The sequence below is a fragment of the Lacticaseibacillus suihuaensis genome, assembly GCF_054785075.1.
On sequence record NZ_BAAGBJ010000005.1, the window covers coordinates 123970 to 142804 of the forward strand.

General features: G+C 59.7%; 15 protein-coding genes. 14 read left to right on the forward strand and 1 reads right to left on the reverse strand.

What is annotated here, in order from left to right:
* Nucleotides 1-492: 492 nt before the first annotated feature.
* Nucleotides 493-612: a type I toxin-antitoxin system Fst family toxin gene (locus tag ACYVRZ_RS06195; RefSeq protein WP_461225690.1), complete on the reverse strand. Its 120-nt coding sequence runs from the start codon at nucleotides 610-612 to the stop codon at nucleotides 493-495.
* Nucleotides 613-839: 227 nt separating this feature from the next.
* On the opposite strand from ACYVRZ_RS06195, the gene recQ reads away from it, so the two are divergent.
* From recQ to rplK, 14 genes are all read left to right on the forward strand, one after another.
* Nucleotides 840-2615: a DNA helicase RecQ gene (gene recQ, locus ACYVRZ_RS06200; RefSeq protein WP_461225692.1), complete on the forward strand. Its 1776-nt coding sequence runs from the start codon at nucleotides 840-842 to the stop codon at nucleotides 2613-2615.
* Nucleotides 2616-2783: 168 nt separating this feature from the next.
* Nucleotides 2784-4187 (forward strand): cysteine--tRNA ligase, encoded by a 1404-nt coding sequence (gene cysS, locus ACYVRZ_RS06205; RefSeq protein ID WP_461225694.1) that lies wholly within the window; start codon nucleotides 2784-2786, stop codon nucleotides 4185-4187.
* Nucleotides 4172-4594, forward strand: a complete 423-nt coding sequence (locus tag ACYVRZ_RS06210) for a Mini-ribonuclease 3 (protein ID WP_461225696.1) — start codon at nucleotides 4172-4174, stop codon at nucleotides 4592-4594. The genes cysS and ACYVRZ_RS06210 overlap by 16 nt, the downstream gene beginning before the upstream one ends.
* 187 nt (nucleotides 4595-4781) lie before the next feature.
* The gene (rlmB, locus tag ACYVRZ_RS06215; RefSeq protein WP_461225811.1) at nucleotides 4782-5564 is read left to right on the forward strand and encodes a 23S rRNA (guanosine(2251)-2'-O)-methyltransferase RlmB; all 783 of its coding nucleotides are present in this window, start codon (nucleotides 4782-4784) and stop codon (nucleotides 5562-5564) included.
* 1 nt (nucleotide 5565) lies between these two features.
* A complete protein-coding gene (locus tag ACYVRZ_RS06220) occupies nucleotides 5566-6099 on the forward strand; it encodes an NYN domain-containing protein (RefSeq protein ID WP_461225698.1) in 534 nt (177 codons plus the stop codon).
* Nucleotides 6100-6510: 411 nt separating this feature from the next.
* A complete protein-coding gene (locus tag ACYVRZ_RS06225; RefSeq protein WP_461225700.1) occupies nucleotides 6511-13305 on the forward strand; it encodes a mucin-binding protein in 6795 nt (2264 codons plus the stop codon).
* A gap of 290 nt (nucleotides 13306-13595) precedes the next feature.
* Complete coding sequence (locus ACYVRZ_RS06230; protein WP_461225702.1) at nucleotides 13596-14606, forward strand: ABC transporter substrate-binding protein; 1011 nt, start codon at nucleotides 13596-13598, stop codon at nucleotides 14604-14606.
* Nucleotides 14607-14615: 9 nt separating this feature from the next.
* A complete protein-coding gene (locus ACYVRZ_RS06235) occupies nucleotides 14616-15437 on the forward strand; it encodes a sugar phosphate isomerase family (protein WP_461225704.1) in 822 nt (273 codons plus the stop codon).
* The gene (gene nagA / locus ACYVRZ_RS06240) at nucleotides 15434-16567 is read left to right on the forward strand and encodes an N-acetylglucosamine-6-phosphate deacetylase (RefSeq protein ID WP_461225706.1); all 1134 of its coding nucleotides are present in this window, start codon (nucleotides 15434-15436) and stop codon (nucleotides 16565-16567) included. Before ACYVRZ_RS06235 ends, nagA begins: the two co-directional genes overlap by 4 nt.
* Nucleotides 16558-17013: a prenyltransferase gene (locus ACYVRZ_RS06245; protein WP_461225708.1), complete on the forward strand. Its 456-nt coding sequence runs from the start codon at nucleotides 16558-16560 to the stop codon at nucleotides 17011-17013. The genes nagA and ACYVRZ_RS06245 overlap by 10 nt, the downstream gene beginning before the upstream one ends.
* Nucleotides 17014-17040: 27 nt before the next feature.
* Nucleotides 17041-17190 (forward strand): 50S ribosomal protein L33, encoded by a 150-nt coding sequence (gene rpmG / locus ACYVRZ_RS06250; protein ID WP_125705175.1) that lies wholly within the window; start codon nucleotides 17041-17043, stop codon nucleotides 17188-17190.
* Nucleotides 17191-17205: 15 nt separating this feature from the next.
* Nucleotides 17206-17376 (forward strand): preprotein translocase subunit SecE, encoded by a 171-nt coding sequence (gene secE / locus ACYVRZ_RS06255; protein WP_262315691.1) that lies wholly within the window; start codon nucleotides 17206-17208, stop codon nucleotides 17374-17376.
* 100 nt (nucleotides 17377-17476) lie between these two features.
* Entirely contained in the window at nucleotides 17477-18022 is a 546-nt protein-coding gene (nusG, locus tag ACYVRZ_RS06260) for a transcription termination/antitermination protein NusG (RefSeq protein ID WP_461225711.1), read from the forward strand.
* A gap of 357 nt (nucleotides 18023-18379) precedes the next feature.
* Entirely contained in the window at nucleotides 18380-18808 is a 429-nt protein-coding gene (gene rplK / locus ACYVRZ_RS06265) for a 50S ribosomal protein L11 (protein WP_225048110.1), read from the forward strand.
* Nucleotides 18809-18835: the final 27 nt, after the last annotated feature.

Consider the following 18835-nt stretch of genomic DNA (forward strand, 5'->3'; position numbering starts at 1 on the left):
CCCACCGTTCGCACCAAGCTGGGACCTACTCGCAACGCGAGGTAGCTGCGGCCCCGGCGAGACCGGTGGTGAACCACTCGGCAAGACGAAGCCAGGAACGTAACTGAAAAGGCCAAGGCCACCGGGTTCATTGAGTCCGGTGGCTTCGGCGCGGCCGCCGCAGTTTTTCGGGTGCGGCGGCCTTGCGGTGTCGGCACCGGTGGCCGCAAGTTGGGTGACCCGGTGTCGGCACCGGCTGTGAACCGATTCGGGGGACCCAGGGCCTGCTGTGGCGGCCTTGAAGCCGGGCCGTTCCGGATTGGGGTTGCCCAGACTTTACACCCAAGCGGCGGCCATGGTATACTCGAGACGAATCAAACGTTGGCACAATGTTGCCGAAGCCGCTGCCTCGCGACAGGTAGCGGTTTTTGATTGCACAAAAAAGGAGCCACTGCAGCGCGACCTGCAGTGGCCGGTGTGACGCCGGTTGGCTGAACGCGTGTCGCTACTACGCTAATCGCGGTGGTTCAGCCAGTACTCGAATAAGGTAAGGAGTACCCCCACGATGAGCGGCGCGGTTACCGCAGCATCAAACGTTGTCACAATGTTACCCCCTTTCCGGCGCGGTATCACGCGGTCGGGCGTAGCGACAGCCTAAGTGTAGCAAGGCAGCCGCCAGTTTGTCACCCGGCGCGGCCCAAACGCCGTCGTACCGGGGTTGGGGCCGGCTAATCTTGGCAACGGGCGGCTTGAAACCGCCTTGGTCGCCTCCGGTTGCGGGGAGGCGGCCTTTTTGGCGTAATTTACTTCAACCGGGCGAACGCGTAGAATGGATGGATACGAAACGGGGGAGACGCGAGATGGACACGCAGCATGCTTTATTGAAGGAAAAATTCGGCTACGACGAATTCCGGCCCGGTCAAGGCCAGGCGATCAGCCGGGTGCTGGCCGGGGACAACACGCTGGTGATTATGCCGACCGGCGGCGGGAAGTCGCTGTGCTACCAGATTCCGGCGCTGATGCTGGACGGGCTGACGGTGGTGGTGTCGCCGCTGATTGCCCTGATGAAGGACCAAGTCGACGCCTTGAACGAGAATGGCATCCCCGCCACCTTCATCAACAGCACGATCGCCAGGGGTGAGGCCGACCACCGGCTGGACATGGCGGCCCAAGGACAGGTCAAGCTGCTGTACGTCGCCCCGGAGCGGCTGGAGATGGCCGATTTTCAGGCCGAGCTCGGGCAGCTGAGAATCGACCTGCTGGCCGTCGACGAGGCGCATTGCATCTCGCAGTGGGGGCACGATTTTCGCCCCAGCTACCTGGCCATCGCCGACGTCGCCGCCAGCCTTCCGTCTCACCCGACCGTGATCGCGCTGACCGCCACGGCTACCACCCGCGTCGCAACGGACATCAGCTCGCGGCTGGCGATTCCCGAGGCCGGGCGCATCAACACCGGCTTCGCCCGGCCCAACCTGAGCTTCAAGGTGATCAAGGACCAGGCCAAAGACGCCTACCTGCTGGATTACCTGCGGCTGAACCCGGATTCCGCCGGCATCGTCTACTGCGCCACCCGCAAGGAGGTCGAGCGGCTGTATGCCTTGCTGGCCAAAAACGGCATCCAAGTCGCCAAGTACCACGCCGGCATGCCGGAAGCCGAGCGGTCGGCGGCCCAGGAGGATTTTCTCTACGACCGCAAGCCGGTGATGGTCGCGACCAACGCCTTTGGCATGGGCATCGACAAGAGCAACGTGCGGTTCGTCATCCATGCCCAGGTGCCGGGCGACCTCGAGTCCTACTACCAAGAGGCCGGTCGCGCCGGCCGTGACGGCCTGGACTCCGAGGCCATCCTGCTGTTTTCCCCGGCCGACCTGCAGATTCGGCGCTTTTTCATCGACCAAAGCGACGGCGACGAGGCCTACCGCGCCAGCGAGTACCAGAAGCTGCAGGTGATGAACCAGTATGCCAACACCGGCGATTGCCTCCAGCAGTTCATCCTGCGCTACTTCGGGCAGGCCTCGGAACCTTGTGGCCGCTGCTCCAACTGCCTGGACGACCGCGAGAGCTTCGATGTCACCGTCGACGCCCAAAAGGTGCTGTCTTGCGTCTACCGGATGCACGAACGCTTCGGCAAGGCGCTGATCGCCGACGTGCTGGCCGGCGCCAAGACCCAGCGCGTCTTGGACCTGCACTTCGATCAGCTCTCGACTTACGGCCTGATGAGTAGCCTCCGCAAAAAAGACATCGGCGGCTTCATCGATTTTCTGACCGCCGGCGGCTACCTGACCCCGATTGGCGGCCAGTACCCGACGCTGCACGTGACCCCGGCCGGTGCCGCGGTGCTGCGCGGTCAGCAGACCGTGTCGCGCAAGCAGGCGGTTCGCGCGACCCGCACCCAGCCGGTCGACGACGCGCTGTTCCAGAAGCTGCGCGACCTGCGCCGCGAGCTGGCGGAAAAAGGCGGGGTGCCGCCTTACGTCATCTTCTCCGACCAGACCCTGCGCGACCTTTGTGCGGCCAAGCCGCAAAGCGAAGTCGAGATGCTGGCGGTCAAGGGCATCGGCCAGGCTAAGTTCGACAAGTACGGCGAGACTTTCTTGGCCGCGCTGGCGGCAGACCAGGGCGACGCGCAGGAGTAACAACACGGCCAGCGTGGGGTGAACGGCGGCCCGTGCGTGACGGTCGGTCCCTGGCAATCGGTCCCGACACTGGCCCTGGCACCGCGAGAAACATTGCGGCCGCCGGCTTTCGCCCGGCCTGCTTTTCGAGTACACTGATAGGGAGACACTTGCGAAAGGATAACGCTTATGCTTGAAATCTATAACACCCTCACGCGCAAGAAAGAGGTGTTCCACCCGCTGACGCCGGGCAAGGTCACCATGTACGTCTGCGGTCCGACCGTGTACAACTACATCCACATCGGCAACGCCAGAAGCGCCATCGCCTTTGACACCATCCGCCGCTACCTCGAGTACTCGGGCTACCAGGTCGATTACGTGTCCAACTTCACGGATGTGGACGACAAAATCATCAACCGCGCCAATGAAGAAGGCGTCGCGCCGCTGGCCTTGGCGCAGCGCTACATCGACGCATTCATGCAAGACACCGCCGCCGTCAACATCGAGCCGGCCACGGCGCATCCTCGGGCCAGCGAGATGATTCCGGAGATCATCGCCTTCGTCCAGAAGCTGATTGACAAGGGCTACGCCTACGCGGTCGACGGCGACGTCTACTATCGGGCCCGGAAGTTCGCGCATTACGGCGAGCTGGCCCACAAGAACCTCGACGAGCTCGAGCAAGGCGCCAGCCAGCACACGGCCGACGCCGAGACGGCGCGGAAGGAGGACCCGATCGATTTTGCCCTGTGGAAAGGCGCCAAGCCGGGCGAGATCAGCTGGGACTCGCCTTGGGGCGCCGGCCGCCCGGGCTGGCACATCGAATGCTCGGTGATGTCGACCACGATGCTGGGCGAGACCATCGACATCCACGGCGGCGGCCAGGACCTCGAGTTCCCGCACCACGAAAACGAGATTGCCCAAAGCGAGGCGGCGACGGGCAAGCCCTTCGTTCGCTACTGGATGCACAACGGCTTCGTGACCGTCGGCGACGACGACGCGAAGATGAGCAAGTCGCTGGGTAACTTCGTGACGGTGCATGACATCGTCAAGACCGTCGACCCGCAGGTGCTGCGCTTCTTGATGGCGACCACCCAGTACCGCAAGCCGATTCGCTACTCGCAGGCCGGCCTGGCCGAGGCCGCGCGGAACCTGGAGAAGCTGCGCAACGCCCACGACGCCGTGGCCTACCGCCAGGCCGGTGCGGCGGCCGGTGAGGACGCGGCCATCACGGCGCAGGTCGCCACGCTGCGTGAGGCCTTCACGCAGGCGATGGACGACGACTTCAACGTGCAAAACGGCCTGGCCGCCTTGTACGAGCTGACCAAGCTGATGAACAGCTACGCCGCGGCGTCGCACGTCCAGGCCGCAAGCCTGAGCCTGCTGCTCGGCACCCAAGCGGCGTGGCTGGCGATTTTTGGCGTTGAGTTCAAGGCACAGCTGCTGGACGAAGACGTCGAGGCGCTGATTGCCAAGCGCAATGCGGCCCGAGCGGCGAAGGATTTTGCCACCAGCGACGCGATTCGCGACCAACTGACGGAAGCCGGAGTCGTCTTGGAAGACACCCCGCAAGGCACAAGATGGAGAAAAATTTGACTGAAGCAAAACAACTGAACGGGGTCACCCTGGCCTACCTCGGCGACGCGGTGTACGAGGTGTACGTTCGCGAGCACCTGCTCAACCGCGGCATCGTGCGGCCGAACATGCTGCAAAAAACGGCGAAGTCCTTCGTGTCGGCCAAGGCCCAGGCGGCCCTGATCGCCGGCATGGAAGACGCGTCGCTGTTGACCGAGGACGAGTGGGAGATGTTCAAGCGCGGCCGCAACGCCAAGTCTTACACCCACGCCAAGAACACGGACGTGGTGACCTACCGCACCTCGACGGGCTTTGAGGCGCTGTTCGGCTACCTGAAGCTTGATGGTCAGCTGGCGCGGCTCGATCAGCTGGCGCAGTGGTGCATCGATTACGTGGAGAACGGAGGAACCGGTCATGGCAAAGCCTAACGCGCATTCAGAATCACAGGGCCAACCCGGCCGCGGGGCAACCACCGGCGGCCCCAAAGGCGGTCGCGGCGGTGACAACCGACCAGGCAGCCGCCGGCCTGGCAGCAACCGCGGCAACCAGCGTTCGGCCAACCGCGGCGGCGAGCGGCCAAGCAACCGCGGTGACCGCAAGCCCCGGGCCAACGTGGTGCCGGAGAAGTACCGCGACCGGCCGAGCGACGCCGAGCACGAAGACGAGTTCGTCTTCGGCCGCCACGCGGTCGAAGAGGCGCTGAAGGTCGGCAGCAGCAAGACCATCAACAAGCTGTTCGTCCAAAGCGGCCTGAACGCCGACCAGATTCGCACCATCGTCCAAAAGGCGACCAAGGCCAAGATCCTGGTGTCAAGCGTCCCCAAGGCCAAGCTCGACCTGCTGTCCGACGGCGGCAATCACCAAGGCGTCCTGGTCGCGATGACGCCATACGCCTACGCGACCTTGGACGAGCTGTTCGAACACGCACAAAACGCCGGTCACGCGCCGTTTTTCCTGGTGCTCGACAACCTGGAGGACCCGCACAACCTGGGCTCCATCATGCGAACCGCCGACGCGGTCGGCGTCGACGGCATCATCATTCCCAAGCACCGCGCGGTCGGCCTGACCAGCACGGTGGCCAAGATCTCGACCGGGGCCATCGAGCACGTGCCGGTGGCCAAGGTGACCAACCTTGCCGCGACTATCAAAACCCTGAAGGACCGCGGCATGTGGGTCTTCGGCACCGCGATGGACGGCCAGGACTTCCGCGAGTGGGACGCGCAAGGCGCCGTCGCCTTGGTGATCGGCAACGAGGGCAAAGGCATCTCGCCGGGCGTTGCCAAGCTGATGGACGCGACCTTGACCATTCCGATGGTCGGCCACGTCCAAAGCCTCAACGCCAGCGTGGCGGCCGGCATCTTGATGTACCAGGCCTTCACCGCTCGCACGAAGGCCTGACATGCGCAAGCACATTTTGATCGTGGATGGCTACAACGTGATCGGCAACTGGCCGGAGCTGGCCAAGCTCAAGGCCGATGGTCACTTCGACGCCGCACGGGACCGCCTGCTCGATCGGCTGGCCGAGTACCGCAGCCACGAGAACGCCAATATGATCGTGGTCTTCGACGCGATGTTCGTGCCGGGGATCGGGGAGCGTTACGACAAGTGGGACCTGCAGGTGGTGTTCACCCAGCAGGACCTGACCGCCGACTCCTACATCGAAAAGCTCGCCAACGACCTGAACACGCCACTGGTCCAGCTGACCGTGGTCACCTCCGATCAGGCCGAGCAGTGGACCGTGTTCTCCCGCGGGGCCTTGCGCATCTCTTCGCGCGACTTCCTGCGCGAGGTCAAGCGGTCGCACAACGAGTTCACCAAGTCCACCGACCCGTTCATCATGCGGGAGAACCGCCGCAACGTGCCGTGGCGAACCGACCAGCTGCTGCAGCTGGACAAGGCCCGGCGGAAGCTGGAGCGGAAACCAAAATCCTGAGATACGACATTAGAATCCCCCTCGGCTGCGTAACTGCAGGTGAGGGGGATTTTGTGTTCCTAATGAATACCGAACGACGTGAGTAGGAACGGTTCGTAGTTTGAACAATTGACTGAGGATAGGAGTTGAGTCAATTAACCAAGTTACCAATTTGTTTTTTTGCTCGTAGAAAAGGCCTGAAAGCTGCGGGGTTAAAGGTGCGAATGCGTGTCAGTACAGCATGGAACAATTGGTGACACACAATATAATGGCTCATTGCTATAGTTTTGCACTTATCATCGGAAAACAAGTTCGACAAATCAAATTATTGAAAAGTGAATTTAAAATCGGGGGGGGCATGCTACTATTTTCTTGATATCTAGGCATCAATTTGAATTTTATTTTTGAATGCCATATGGGGAGGATAAACATATGAAGCAGAGCTATCGCGCTGATCACGCCAAGCTGGTGAACGCTACCGACACGGCGACACGGCGGGTGAAAATGTACAAGGCAGGACGCAACTGGGTTTTCGCCGGGCTTCTTTCCGTTGCCATTCTTGGCGGCGGCAACGCGGTGGCAGTCCATGCTGATGCCAATGCGGTTGGGACCGACCAGAGTCAGACTGTTGCTCAGGCTGCATCAGCAGATTCTGCGACGCTGACAAGTCGCGAGACGCCAGCCCAGACGACCGAATCAACCACGACACAGTCGGACGCAGACAACACGGGCGATGCGACGACAACTGATCCAAGTAATCCAACAGATTCGGCTGCAGTTTCGACGCCTGAATTGTCACATGCTGACATCAAGCTTGATGCTGAGTTTATTACCGGCGGTCAGGTGACAACTAAACAAGTTTCGTTTCTCCCGGTTGATAACGTGGTGGGTGCAACTCAGACCTTCAACGTGCCGGAGCAGACAGGTTACACTGCGCTGGAAAGCACATTTACCGTGGAATTCTTGAGTGGTAACCAGTACAAGGTAACCTCTGGCACTGTCCATTACGTGGCCAAGCATTACGAAGGCAGTCTGGTCGTACCGTCTAATTTGTCAGGCACGAGTCTGCAGCAGACTGTCAAAGTTTCTGCGGATTACGGGACGACGTTTGACGTCACTGTTCCAACGCCGGCCGGCTACACGTCGGACACGCAGACCCTGACCGCAACCGTTGATGAGACTGGGTTCCACTGGGTAGGCAATCCACAGGTCACCTACTCGAAAACAACTTTTGATATTCGCTACGTCGACGATGACAACAACGGGGTTCTTGTTAGTTCGGCCGCCGACGTCGCAAATTCTGGCGTCGACGTTGATCTGAACAAAGTCGGTCAGCTCAACTATTTCGACGCGTCAAAATATGAATTAGCTGCTGCGGATGCTAACGGCATTGCTGGGAATCCAACAATGAATGCCAGTCGCATCGTGACGGTTCATTTGACGCACAAAACCACGCTAGAAAGTCACACCGTGAACTGGACCGGGACGTTCAAGATGGACTTGGCCGGAGTTCCGGATGAGTCGCAAAGCAAACAGATGAGCATGAGCGCCACCTTTGAGCTGAAGAAGGACCTAGTTGACGGCACCTACAAAGGGATCGGACTGAATCTCGATAAATCAAGTGCGAATGTCACCGACTACGTGCAAGAATCGCAACTTGCCGGTGGCAGTGGCACGATTTACTCCCTGAAGGTGCCTTATGCGACGCTGGATACCTACGCAGGCTACACGATTTACACGAATAATGCAGGCATTAAGAAACAGGTCGACACGACAGACGGCTGGTCTCGAATGATTTTTGCCTACATGCCAGATGCCGACGGCTACAGTGACGGCCAGCTCTCCGATACTTTCTACTTGGTTCCGGAACCTGATGCGGTGACCTTTAACGTGAACTTTGTGGATGAATCGGGCCAGCCGGTCGGGACGACTCAGATTAAGCGAACCCCGGGCTTTGAGCTGAACTTCAACGAAGACGAAGTGACGTTACCTGACGGCTATGAGCGTGATGCAAGCAAGGCAATTGTCACGCCGACCGATGTTGTGACCATGTCCAATCCAAACCGCACCATCATCGTGCCAGTCAAGCAAATTGTCGTACCGGCAACTACGGAAACGGTCACGAAGGACGCCACTCACAAAATTTACTTCTACTTGGTTGACGCCGATGAATACGCTAGCGGCCAGGGGATGACCAAATACTGGACGAGCGATAGTGATGACCTGCCGGTAGGACTCGCACTGCCAGACACGATTACAGATACATTGCCGGTGACCTACACCGCAGATATCGCCACGGGCAAGCCGGTGGCTTATGGCAACCCTGTGACCTTTGGTACGCATGACGTTCCCGTCATCGACGGCTATACCGCTCATTACGAGGGACAAAGTGGTACCGGACTGGTTGTGCCTGAAATTTCAACGGATAAGCCAGTTGTGTTGGGTGATCAAGTCTACTATACGGCCAATCAGCAAAAAATGACCGTGGTGCTAAAGGCAACTGATGGGACCGTATTGGGTACTGTTGAGTTGGTTGGCTACAGCGGCACCCTCATTAGCCATGCGCAACTGCACGATGCAATCCAGACCGCTCTCGACAAGGGATATAGCCTGAAGTCGGACGGAACGGACGGTCAGCGCTTCGATTCCGCAGATGGTACGGATCAGACGCTAACCATCACCTTCGAGGCGTTGCCGGACGCGACTGTTTCTTACACCCTAACGCCAGTTTTGGAAGACGGAACAAAGGTACCAGGCGGAACCGAAACCACCGGTCGCGGTGTTCCGGGTAGCACGATTGATGTCCCAATCGTGCCGGGTTACACCGCTGTCAACGGCACAACGACCACGGTGTCCGAAGGCAACACGAACGTTGTCTACAAGGCGAACCGCCAAGTGGCGACGGTGGTGTTCCAAGATGCCAGCGGTCAGCAGCTTGATGCAAGGCAGATTGTTGGCGACAGCAACAGTGCAATCGATCACTCGGTGCTGCACAATGCCATTCAGATTCTGTTGGACCGTGGCTACAATCTGACTCAAGACGGCACGGTGGGTGCGACGTTCGATGCTGATGATGCCACCGATCAAACCTTCACTGTCATCTTCTCCGCATTGCCTGAACGAACGGTGGCTTACACAATCACGCCAGTTCTGGCCGATGGTACTAAGATTCCTGGCGTCACCCCGACCAGTGGCCGCGCGGTTCCTGGCACGACGGTGGCCGCGCCGGATGTGCCAGGTTACACGGCAGTCGGGACGGCGACGGTCCCAAGCACTGACGGAAACATCAACGTTGTTTATCAGGCTCACCGGCAGCAGGCAACTGTTTTGTTCAAGGCTGTGACCGGCAAACTGATTGATTCTCGACAAGTCAGTGGCGGCAGCGACACCCTGGTTGATCACAGCGCATTACAAAATGCCATTCAGATGATTCTGGATAAAGGTTACAACCTTACCAGCGACGGAACGGTTGGCGCAAGCTTTGACGCGTTAGATGATGAAGATCAGACTTTTGTCATCACCTTTACAGCGCTGAAACAAATCACCGTGGATTACACAATCACGCCAGTTCTGGCGGATGGTACCAAGGTCCCTGGCACCACACCAACTGAAGGCAATGGTGTGCCAGGAACAGATATTACTGCCCCGACTGTGCCGGGGTATACCGTGGTTAACACACCATCAATTCCAACAACCGATGGAAACGTGGATGTGGTTTACAAGGCGAACCGCCAAGTGGCAACGGTTGTCTTCAAGGATGCCGCCGGCAAGGAGCTGGACGCTCGGCAGATTGCCGGGTTCAGTGACACTGCTGTCGACCACATGCCGCTGGCAAGCTACATCCAAGCAATCATCAAGGCGGGGTACAACCTGACCAGTGATGGTACCGTGGGTGCAACCTTTGACGCCGACGATGACGCGGATCAAATCTTCACGATCGTATTCACCAAGATGGCCTCTGAGGACACCAACCAAAGTGCCACGATTAACTTCGTGGATCAGGCTGGTCGGACCCTGACAACGCTGAAGGTTGCCGGTCAAAGCAACGAGGCCATCAGTCACGCGGAAATCGCCAAGCAAATTCAGGCGTTGATCTCTCAGGGTTACAATCTGACGAGCGACGGTACAGTCGGTGCGACGTTTGACGCCGACCCGACCGTTGACCAGAGCTTCAAGGTTGTGCTGACCAAGATGGCCGCTGAGGACACCAACCAAAGTGCCACGGTCAACTTCGTGGATCAGGATGGTCGAGCCCTGGCAACGCTGAAGGTTGCCGGTCAAAGCAACGAGGCCATCAGTCACGCGGAAATCGCCAAGCAAATTCAGGCGTTGATCTCTCAGGGTTACAATCTGACGAGCGACGGTACAGTCGGTGCGACGTTTGACGCCGACCCGACCGTTGACCAGAGCTTCAAGGTTGTGCTGACCAAGATGGCCGCTGAGGACACCAACCAAAGTGCCACGGTCAACTTCGTGGATCAGGATGGTCGAGCCCTGGCAACGCTGAAGGTTGCTGGTCAAAGCAACGAGGCCGTCAGTCACGCGGAAATCGCCAAGCAGATTCAGGCGTTGATCTCTCAGGGTTACAACCTGACGAGCGACGGTACAGTTGGTGCGACGTTTGACGCCGACCCGACCGTTGACCAGAGCTTCGAGGTTGTCCTGACCAAGACGGCCGCTGAGGACACCAACCAAAGTGCTACAGTCAACTTCGTGGATCAGGATGGTCATTCTCTGGCAACGCTGAAGGTTGCCGGTCAAAGCAACGGGGCCGTCAGTCACGCGGAAATCGCCAAGCAGATTCAGGCGTTGATTTCTCAAGGTTACAACCTGACCAGCGACGGCACAGTCGGTGCGACGTTTGACGCCGACCCGACCGTTGATCAGAGCTTCAAGGTCGTTCTGACCAAGACGGCCGCTGAGGACACCAACCAAAGTGCTACAGTCACCTTCGTGGATCAGGATGGTCATTCTCTGGCGACGCTGAAGGTTGCCGGTCAAAGCAACGAGGCCGTCAGTCACGCGGAAATCGCTAAGCAGATTCAGGCGTTGATTTCTCAGGGTTACAACCTGACCAGCGACGGTACAGTTGGTGCGACGTTTGACGCCGACCCGACCGTTGACCAGAGCTTCAAGGTTGTGCTGACCAAGATGGCCGCTGAGGACACCAACCAAAGTGCCACGGTCAACTTCGTGGATCAGGATGGTCAGTCTCTGGCGACGCTGAAGGTTGCCGGTCAAAGCAACGAGGCGGTCAGTCACACAGCAATCGCCAAGCAGATTCAGTCTTTGATTTCTCAGGGTTACAACCTGACCAGCGACGGCACAGTTGGTGCGACGTTTGACGCCGACCCGACCGTTGACCAGAGCTTCAAGGTTGTGCTGACCAAGATGGCCGCTGAGGACACCAACCAAAGTGCCACGGTCAACTTCGTGGATCAGGATGGTCAGTCTCTGGCGACGCTGAAGGTTGCCGGTCAAAGCAACGAGGCGGTCAGTCACACAGCAATCGCCAAGCAGATTCAGTCTTTGATTTCTCAAGGTTACAATCTGACCAGCGACGGTACAGTTGGTGCGACGTTTGACGCCGACCCGACCGTTGACCAGAGCTTCAAGGTTGTCCTGACCAAGATGGCCGCTGAGAATACCACTCAACGTGCCACAGTCACCTTCGTGGATCAGGATGGTAACATTCTGGCAACACTCGAAGTCACTGGGCAGAGTGGTGTGGCACTTAGTCGTCTTGAAATTGCTAAACAACTTCAAACACTAATCTTTGATGGTTACAACCTGACGAGCGACGGTACAGTTGGTGCGACGTTTGACGCCGACCCAACCGTTGACCAGAGATTCAAGGTCGTTCTGACCAAGATGGCCGCTGAGAATACTACTCAACGTGCCACGGTCACCTTCGTAGATCAAGATGGTAAGGTACTGGTTACCGCAACGGTCGAGGGTCAAAATGGTCAGGAGCTGAGTCACACAGCAATTGCCAAGCAGATTCAGTCCTTGATTTCTCAGGGGTACAACCTGACGAGCGACGGTACAGTTGGTGCGACGTTTGACGCCGACCCAACCGTTGACCAGAGCTTCAAGGTGGTCCTGACCAAGATGGCAGCTGAGGACACCAACCAAAGTGCCACGATTAACTTTGTGGATCAGGATGGTCAAGCCCTGGCGACGCTGAAGGTTGCCGGTCAAAGCAACGAGGCCGTCAGTCACGCGGAAATCGTCAAGCAGATTCAGGCGTTGATTTTTCAGGGTTACAACCTGACGAGCGACGGTACAGTTGGTGCGACGTTTGACGCCGACCCGACCGTTGATCAGAGCTTCAAGGTTGTCCTGACCAAGATGGCCGCTGAGGACACCAACCAAAGTGCCACGATTAACTTCATGGATCAGGCTGGTCAGGCCCTGGCGACGCTGAAGGTTGCTGGTCAAAGCAACGAGGCGGTCAGTCACGCGGAAATCGCCAAGCAGATTCAGTCCTTGATTTCTCAAGGTTACAATCTGACGAGCGACGGCACGGTTGGTGCGATGTTTGACGCCGACCCGACCGTTGATCAGAGCTTCAAGGTTGTCCTGACCAAGATGGCAACTGAGGACACCAACCAAAGTGCCACGATTAACTTTGTGGATCAGGATGGTCGGGCCCTGGCAACGCTGAAGGTTGCCGGTCAGAGCAACGAGGCCGTCAGTCACGCGGAAATCGCTAAGCAAATTCAGGCGTTGATCTCTCAGGGTTACAACCTGACCAGTGACGGTACAGTTGGTGCGACGTTTGACGCCGACCCGACCGTTGACCAGAGCTTCAAAGTGGTCCTGACCAAGATTGTCGATAACGGTGGCAGCACCGACAATGGTGGCGGCACCGACAACGGTGGCAGTACCGACAATGGTGGCAGTACCGACAACGGCGGCGGCACCGACAACGGTGGCAGCACCGACAACGGTGGCAGCACCGACAACGGCGGCAGCACCGACAACGGTGGCAGCACTGACAACGGTGGTAAGAATCAACTGCCAGTAACTGGGGGGAACGGTCAGATGGTGCAAACCGCAATCGACGCACCGGCAGAGGATCAGACCGCTGTCAACAGTGGTAACCTGCCACAAACCGGCGACGTTCACGATACGAACGTTGAGAGAGCGGGGATTGCAGTGCTTGCAGCGGCAACACTGGCAATGTTTGGCTTTGGCATTAACCGTAAGCGTAAGGAAAACTAAGCATCACCCACAGGCGCGGCCTGTGCTTCCCGATGAGGGCGGCACGGGCCGCGCTTTTTGGTTGCGGCCACGGCATTGTTTATCATTTTGTTCACAGTTTATTCACACTTTAGGCGGCGCAGTGGCAACGTTCGGAATTCGCCCGGCGTGTCGCAATCGTCCGGGAAAGGCGTCGCGGCACCGTTCACAGTTTGTTCGCAAAATTTTAACAACTCGTTCCAATCTCGGCCCCGGTTTTTGGATATTCTCAGACTACACTAACGGTATTCAAATATTCGGAGGACAAAGACATGACAAAACGACGCTGGCGCTGGCTGCTGCTGCCCCTGATTGCGGTGATGATGCTGATCGTCACGGCCTGTGGCAAAAGCGGCACCGCAAGTCTCACCACCATCAAAATCGGCTACATGGAAAACGCGAACTCGGTTGGCCTGGCCGCCATCGCCGATCAGGCCGGCTACTTCAAGAAGCAGGGCTTCAAGGTCAAGCTGGTCGCCTTCGCCGACGGCCCGTCGATCCTCGCCGCGATGAAGTCCGGCAGCATCGACGTCGGCAACATCGGCTCCGGGGCTCACACGGCCCTGGCCCAAGGCGCCGCGAAGGTGATCATGATCGACGGCGTCAGCACCGCCGACGAGCTGATCGGCAACTCGGCCAAGGGCATCACCAAGATCACCGACCTGAAGGGTAAGAAGGTCGCGGTGGTCGCCGGTACCACTTCCGAGATGATTTTCGAGGCGGCGCTGAAGAAGGCCGGGATGAAGACTTCGGACGTCACCGTGGTCAACATGTCGGCCAACAACATCGCCAGCGCGATGGCCTCCGGCAAGGTCGACGCGGCGGCCACCTGGTCGCCAAGCACCACCACCATCAAGGACAAGCTGGGCGACGACGCCGTGACCCTAGCCTCCGATAAGGATTTTGCCAGCACGATGCCGTTCATCAGCTCCTGGGTGGTGACGGCTAAGTACGAGAAGGCCAACGCGGCCCGGGTGGTCAAAATCACCAAGGCGCTGATGGCGGCCAACGACGCCCGTGCCGCTTCGATCAGCAAGGTCGCACCGTACATCGCCAAAGCACTGGCGATCACCACCAAGCAGGCCAAGGCCCAGATGGTCGGGATGGAGACGCTTTACACCAGCAAGCAGATTAAGCAGATGGCCGCAAGCGGCAAGCTGGCCAAGCTGTACAATGCGCAGCAGCAGAACTTCATCAAGGTCGGCACCCTGAAGGACACCGGCGAACTGGCCACCGCCAGCGACTACCTGCTGCTGGACGTGATCCAAAAGGCCGCGGATTAGGAGGCACCCATGCAAGACTACTACCGCTACTCAGTTGAGGAACTCAAGCGACGGGCCCGGCTGCCGCTGACCGTCGTCCCCGAGGTCGAAGACGTCTACGCCGCTTTGGCCGACGCGATGATCACCACCATCGCCGCCAACAACGCGGCGAACCAGCCGACCGTCATCATCACGCCGGTGGGGCCGATGGGGCAATACCCGGTGTTCGTCGCCCGGGCCAACGCCGAGCGGCTCGACCTGCGCCACACCTGGTTCGTGAACATGGACGAGTACGTGGTGGCCGGTCGCTTCATCGACGCCGCCTCCGGCTGGAGCTTCCACCGCTTCATGCAGGCCAACCTGTACGACCGGCTGGACCCGGCGCTGGCGCCGCCGGTGGCCCAGCGCGTGTTCCCCGACCCGCAGGACCCGGCCGCCGTCGACCGTCTGCTGGCAAAGCTGGGCCACGCCGACCTGGTGATCGGCGGCATCGGCTTGAGCGGCCACATCGCCTTCAACGAGCCGCAGCCAAGCCTGTCCGTAGCCGCCTTCGCCGCGTTGCCGACCCGCGTGGTCGACCTGACGCCGGCGACCAGAATCGCCAGCGCGATCGGCGATACCCATGGGGCGTTGGCCCTGGTGCCGACACAGGCCGTCACCCTCGGGATGCGCGAGCTTTTGGCGGCCGACCGCATCGTGCTGGGGTGCTTTCGCGACTGGCACCGCAGCGTGGTGCGACAGGCGGTGGGCGCTGCGCCGACCGCGGCCTTTCCGGTCACGCTGGTGCAGACCCACCCGAACGCCGAACTGATTGTGCCGGCGGCCGTCGCGGCGTTCGAGGCGACCGAATGAAGCCGCGGGTTTTGACCCACGCGCATCTGGTGACCGGCACCGCCGAGTGGCAGGACGGCTTCATTCGCTTCGCCGAGACGGTGCAAAACGCGGGGCCGATGACCGCCTTTGCGCCGCAGCCGGGTGAATCCGTGGAGGATGTCCACGGTGACCTGATCGTGCCGGGCTTCATCGATATGCATGTTCACGGCGGTTACGGCGTGGATGCGATGGACGGCGACGCTGATGCCATCGCCGGCATGGCCGAACGCATCGCCGCGGCAGAAGGGGTCACCACGCTTTTTCCCACCACGATGACCCAATCGCCCGGCGCCATCGATCGGGCGGTGGCCGGCATCGCCCAGGCGGCGGCGCTGACGCCCTTGATTCAGGGCATTCACCTGGAGGGGCCGTTCATCTCGCCGGTTTACAAAGGGGCCCAGCCGGCGGCCTACATCCAGCCGGCGTCGGCTGCGGCCGTCGCGCGGTGGCAGCACCTGGCCCGGGGCCTGATTCGCCTGGTTACCTACGCGCCGGAGGTCGGCGAACCGCACGGCTTTGAGGCCTACTGCCAAGGCCACGGCATCGCGCTTGCGATTGGGCACAGCGACGCGACCCGGGCGACGCTGTTGCACTGCCCGGCCCAACACGTCACCCACCTGTATAACGCCCAGCGCCTGGCGGTTCACCGCGAGGCCGGGGTGATGGGCCACGCGCTTTTGGAGCCGGCGATCACCTGCGAGCTGATCGCCGATGGCTTCCACAACGCGCCGGATATGCTCGAGCTGGCTTACCGCCTGAAGGGGCCGGGCCGCTTGGAGCTGGTGACCGACGCGATGCGAGCCAAGGGCCTGGGCGACGGTCAAAGCGAGCTGGGCGGCCAAACCGTCACGGTTCGCGGCGTCGAGGCGCGGCTTGCCGATGGCACCATCGCCGGCTCGGTGCTGCCCTTCGACCGCGCCTTCGCCAACATCCAGCGCTTCACTTCCGCCGACCTGGCGGCGGCCGTCCAGATGGCCAGCGTCAATCAGGCCCAAGAGTTCGGCCTGACGCACAAAGGACTGCTGGTCACCGGCCGCGACGCTGACTTGAACCGCCTGACCCAAGACATGCACCTGGTGGCCACCTACAGCCGCGGCCGGTGGCCCTGAGCCTGGCGGGTCGCACCTTCGCCTTGAGCGTTGACGTGCCGCTGCTGCTGCGGCTGTTCGTAGTCGCGCTACCGATCGTGCTGCTAGATGCGGCCACCATGTTTGCCGACAACATCTGTGACCTTGAGCAAGACGTCCGCAACCAGCGCTTCACGCTGCCTTACTACCTGGGCCGCGACCGGGCCCTGCGCGTCTACCCGTGGCTGCCGGCCCTGGCCTACCTGAGCATCGGCGTCGGCGTGGCGCTGCGGCTATTGCCCTGGCCGGTGATTCTGGTGTGGGGGCTTTGGCCGCTGGCGCATCAAAACACCCACCGCTTCTTGCAGCACCCCAGCAAGCAGGCGACCTTCATCACCGCGATTCACACGATGCTTGTGACCTTCGGCGCCGAAGTCGCGGTGCTGATTGGCCTGGCCGGGCTTGCACACTGGGTGAAATTTTGGTAGGCTAGGTTGAATGACTGGAGGCCCGAAATGTCTGTTAAAAAAGTGGCACTTGCCTGCTCAGTGTGTGGTCGCCGGAACTACTTCGTGCCGGAGAACCCGCGCCGGACTGAGCGCTTGACGTTAAATAAATTTTGTAAGTACTGTAAGCGGGTCACCGAGCACCGCGAAACCAAGTAAGGGAGGAGTAAGACCATGAAGTTCATCAAGAGTGTGTTTCACGAAATGACGCTTGTCACCTGGCCGACCGCCAAGGAGACGCGGCGCGACACGACCACGGTGATCATCACCTCCTTGCTGTTCGCGCTGTACTTCGCGCTGGCCGACTGGATCATCCTGCTGCTTTTGAACGCCTTCATTTTCTAGTTGGTATTCGGCAGCTTTCCTGCTATACTAGTCTCAGACATCGAACCGCGTCCCGTCTTGGGGCGGGTTTTTTATTTTACTCAAAAAAAGGAGAATCATGATGGTCGAATCAGCAGAAAAGCTCTGGTACGTGCTGCACACTTACTCAGGCTACGAAAACAAGGTCAAGGCGAACCTCGAATCCCGCGCGACGTCGATGGGGATGGACGACTACATCTTCCGGGTGATCGTGCCGGAAGAAGAAGAGGAAGAGGTCAAAAACGGCAAGGCGAAGACCAAGATGGAGAAAACCTTCCCGGGCTACGTCCTCGTCGAAATGGTCATGACCGACGAATCCTGGTTCGTTGTGCGGAACACCCCAGGCGTGACCGGCTTCGTCGGCTCCCATGGTGCCGGCTCCAAGCCGTCACCGCTGCTGCCTGACGAAGTCGCGACCATCCTGCACAGCCTCGGCATGAGCACCCGCCAGACTAACCTGGACTTCACGGTCGGCGAGCCGGTCACCATCGTCGACGGCGCCTTCGCCGGCACCGACGGCAAGGTCACCGCCGTCGACAAGGAGAAGAACAAGCTGAAGGTCGCCATGATGATGTTCGAGCGCGAAGTCGAGGCCGAACTGGACTTCGACCAAGTGGACAAGCACTAAAAACCCAGAGCGGAGCAAGGCGTATTTAGCCAACCGCCTAGCGTAAGGCCGACGCTTGGGGCGTTTTTTGCCCCGAGTGCCGGCCTTAGCTGGGCGGATTGGCGTTGCCTTGCGCAGCTCGACGAACCCAGAGCGGAAGCCGGCGGGTTTAGCGGGACGCAGCTCGCCGACCCAAAGCCGCTCCCGCGGCCGGGCCGGTGCCGACTCGGGTCCACTCCTGGTGCGACATGGCCGCCTATGCTTGCTTTTGGCGGGCATTCATGGTAATTTATTCAGGTATGTTTAGGCATACGCGTGGGAGGCCAAAATTGTCTTGGCCATCATCACCACATCACGGACTTAAGGAGGTTATGTTTCGTGGCTAAAAAAGTAGCAAACATCGTTAAACTCCAGATCCCTGCGGGGAAGGCAACTCCAGCTCCCCCGGTAGGTCCTGCTCTTGGGCAGGCCGGGATCAACATCATGGGCTTCACCAAGGACTTCAATGCACGGACTGCAGACCAGGCCGGCATGATCATCCCTGTTGTGATCACCGTGTACGAAGATCGTTCCTTCGACTTCGTAACCAAGACCCCACCGGCTGCTGTCCTTTTGAAGAAGGCCGCTGGTGTTGAACACGGCTCAGGCGAACCGAACACGAAGAAGGTCGCAACGGTCACGTTGGACCAAGTTCGTCAGATCGCTGAGACGAAGATGCAAGACCTTAACGCTGCAGACGTAGAGGCTGCTATGCGCATGGTTGAAGGGACCGCTCGTTCGATGGGCTTCACCGTCGAGGGCTTATAATCCGGATCATCAGCGAAAGCTGAATGA

Coding starts and splice junctions, on each gene's coding strand:
- recQ (WP_461225692.1), top strand. CDS start 840: ATGGACACGCAGCATGCTTTATTGAAGGAAAAATTCGGCTACGACGAA.
- cysS (WP_461225694.1), top strand. CDS start 2,784: ATGCTTGAAATCTATAACACCCTCACGCGCAAGAAAGAGGTGTTCCAC.
- ACYVRZ_RS06210 (WP_461225696.1), top strand. CDS start 4,172: ATGGAGAAAAATTTGACTGAAGCAAAACAACTGAACGGGGTCACCCTG.
- ACYVRZ_RS06220 (WP_461225698.1), top strand. CDS start 5,566: ATGCGCAAGCACATTTTGATCGTGGATGGCTACAACGTGATCGGCAAC.
- ACYVRZ_RS06225 (WP_461225700.1), top strand. CDS start 6,511: ATGAAGCAGAGCTATCGCGCTGATCACGCCAAGCTGGTGAACGCTACC.
- ACYVRZ_RS06230 (WP_461225702.1), top strand. CDS start 13,596: ATGACAAAACGACGCTGGCGCTGGCTGCTGCTGCCCCTGATTGCGGTG.
- ACYVRZ_RS06235 (WP_461225704.1), top strand. CDS start 14,616: ATGCAAGACTACTACCGCTACTCAGTTGAGGAACTCAAGCGACGGGCC.
- nagA (WP_461225706.1), top strand. CDS start 15,434: ATGAAGCCGCGGGTTTTGACCCACGCGCATCTGGTGACCGGCACCGCC.
- rpmG (WP_125705175.1), top strand. CDS start 17,041: ATGTCTGTTAAAAAAGTGGCACTTGCCTGCTCAGTGTGTGGTCGCCGG.
- secE (WP_262315691.1), top strand. CDS start 17,206: ATGAAGTTCATCAAGAGTGTGTTTCACGAAATGACGCTTGTCACCTGG.
- nusG (WP_461225711.1), top strand. CDS start 17,477: ATGGTCGAATCAGCAGAAAAGCTCTGGTACGTGCTGCACACTTACTCA.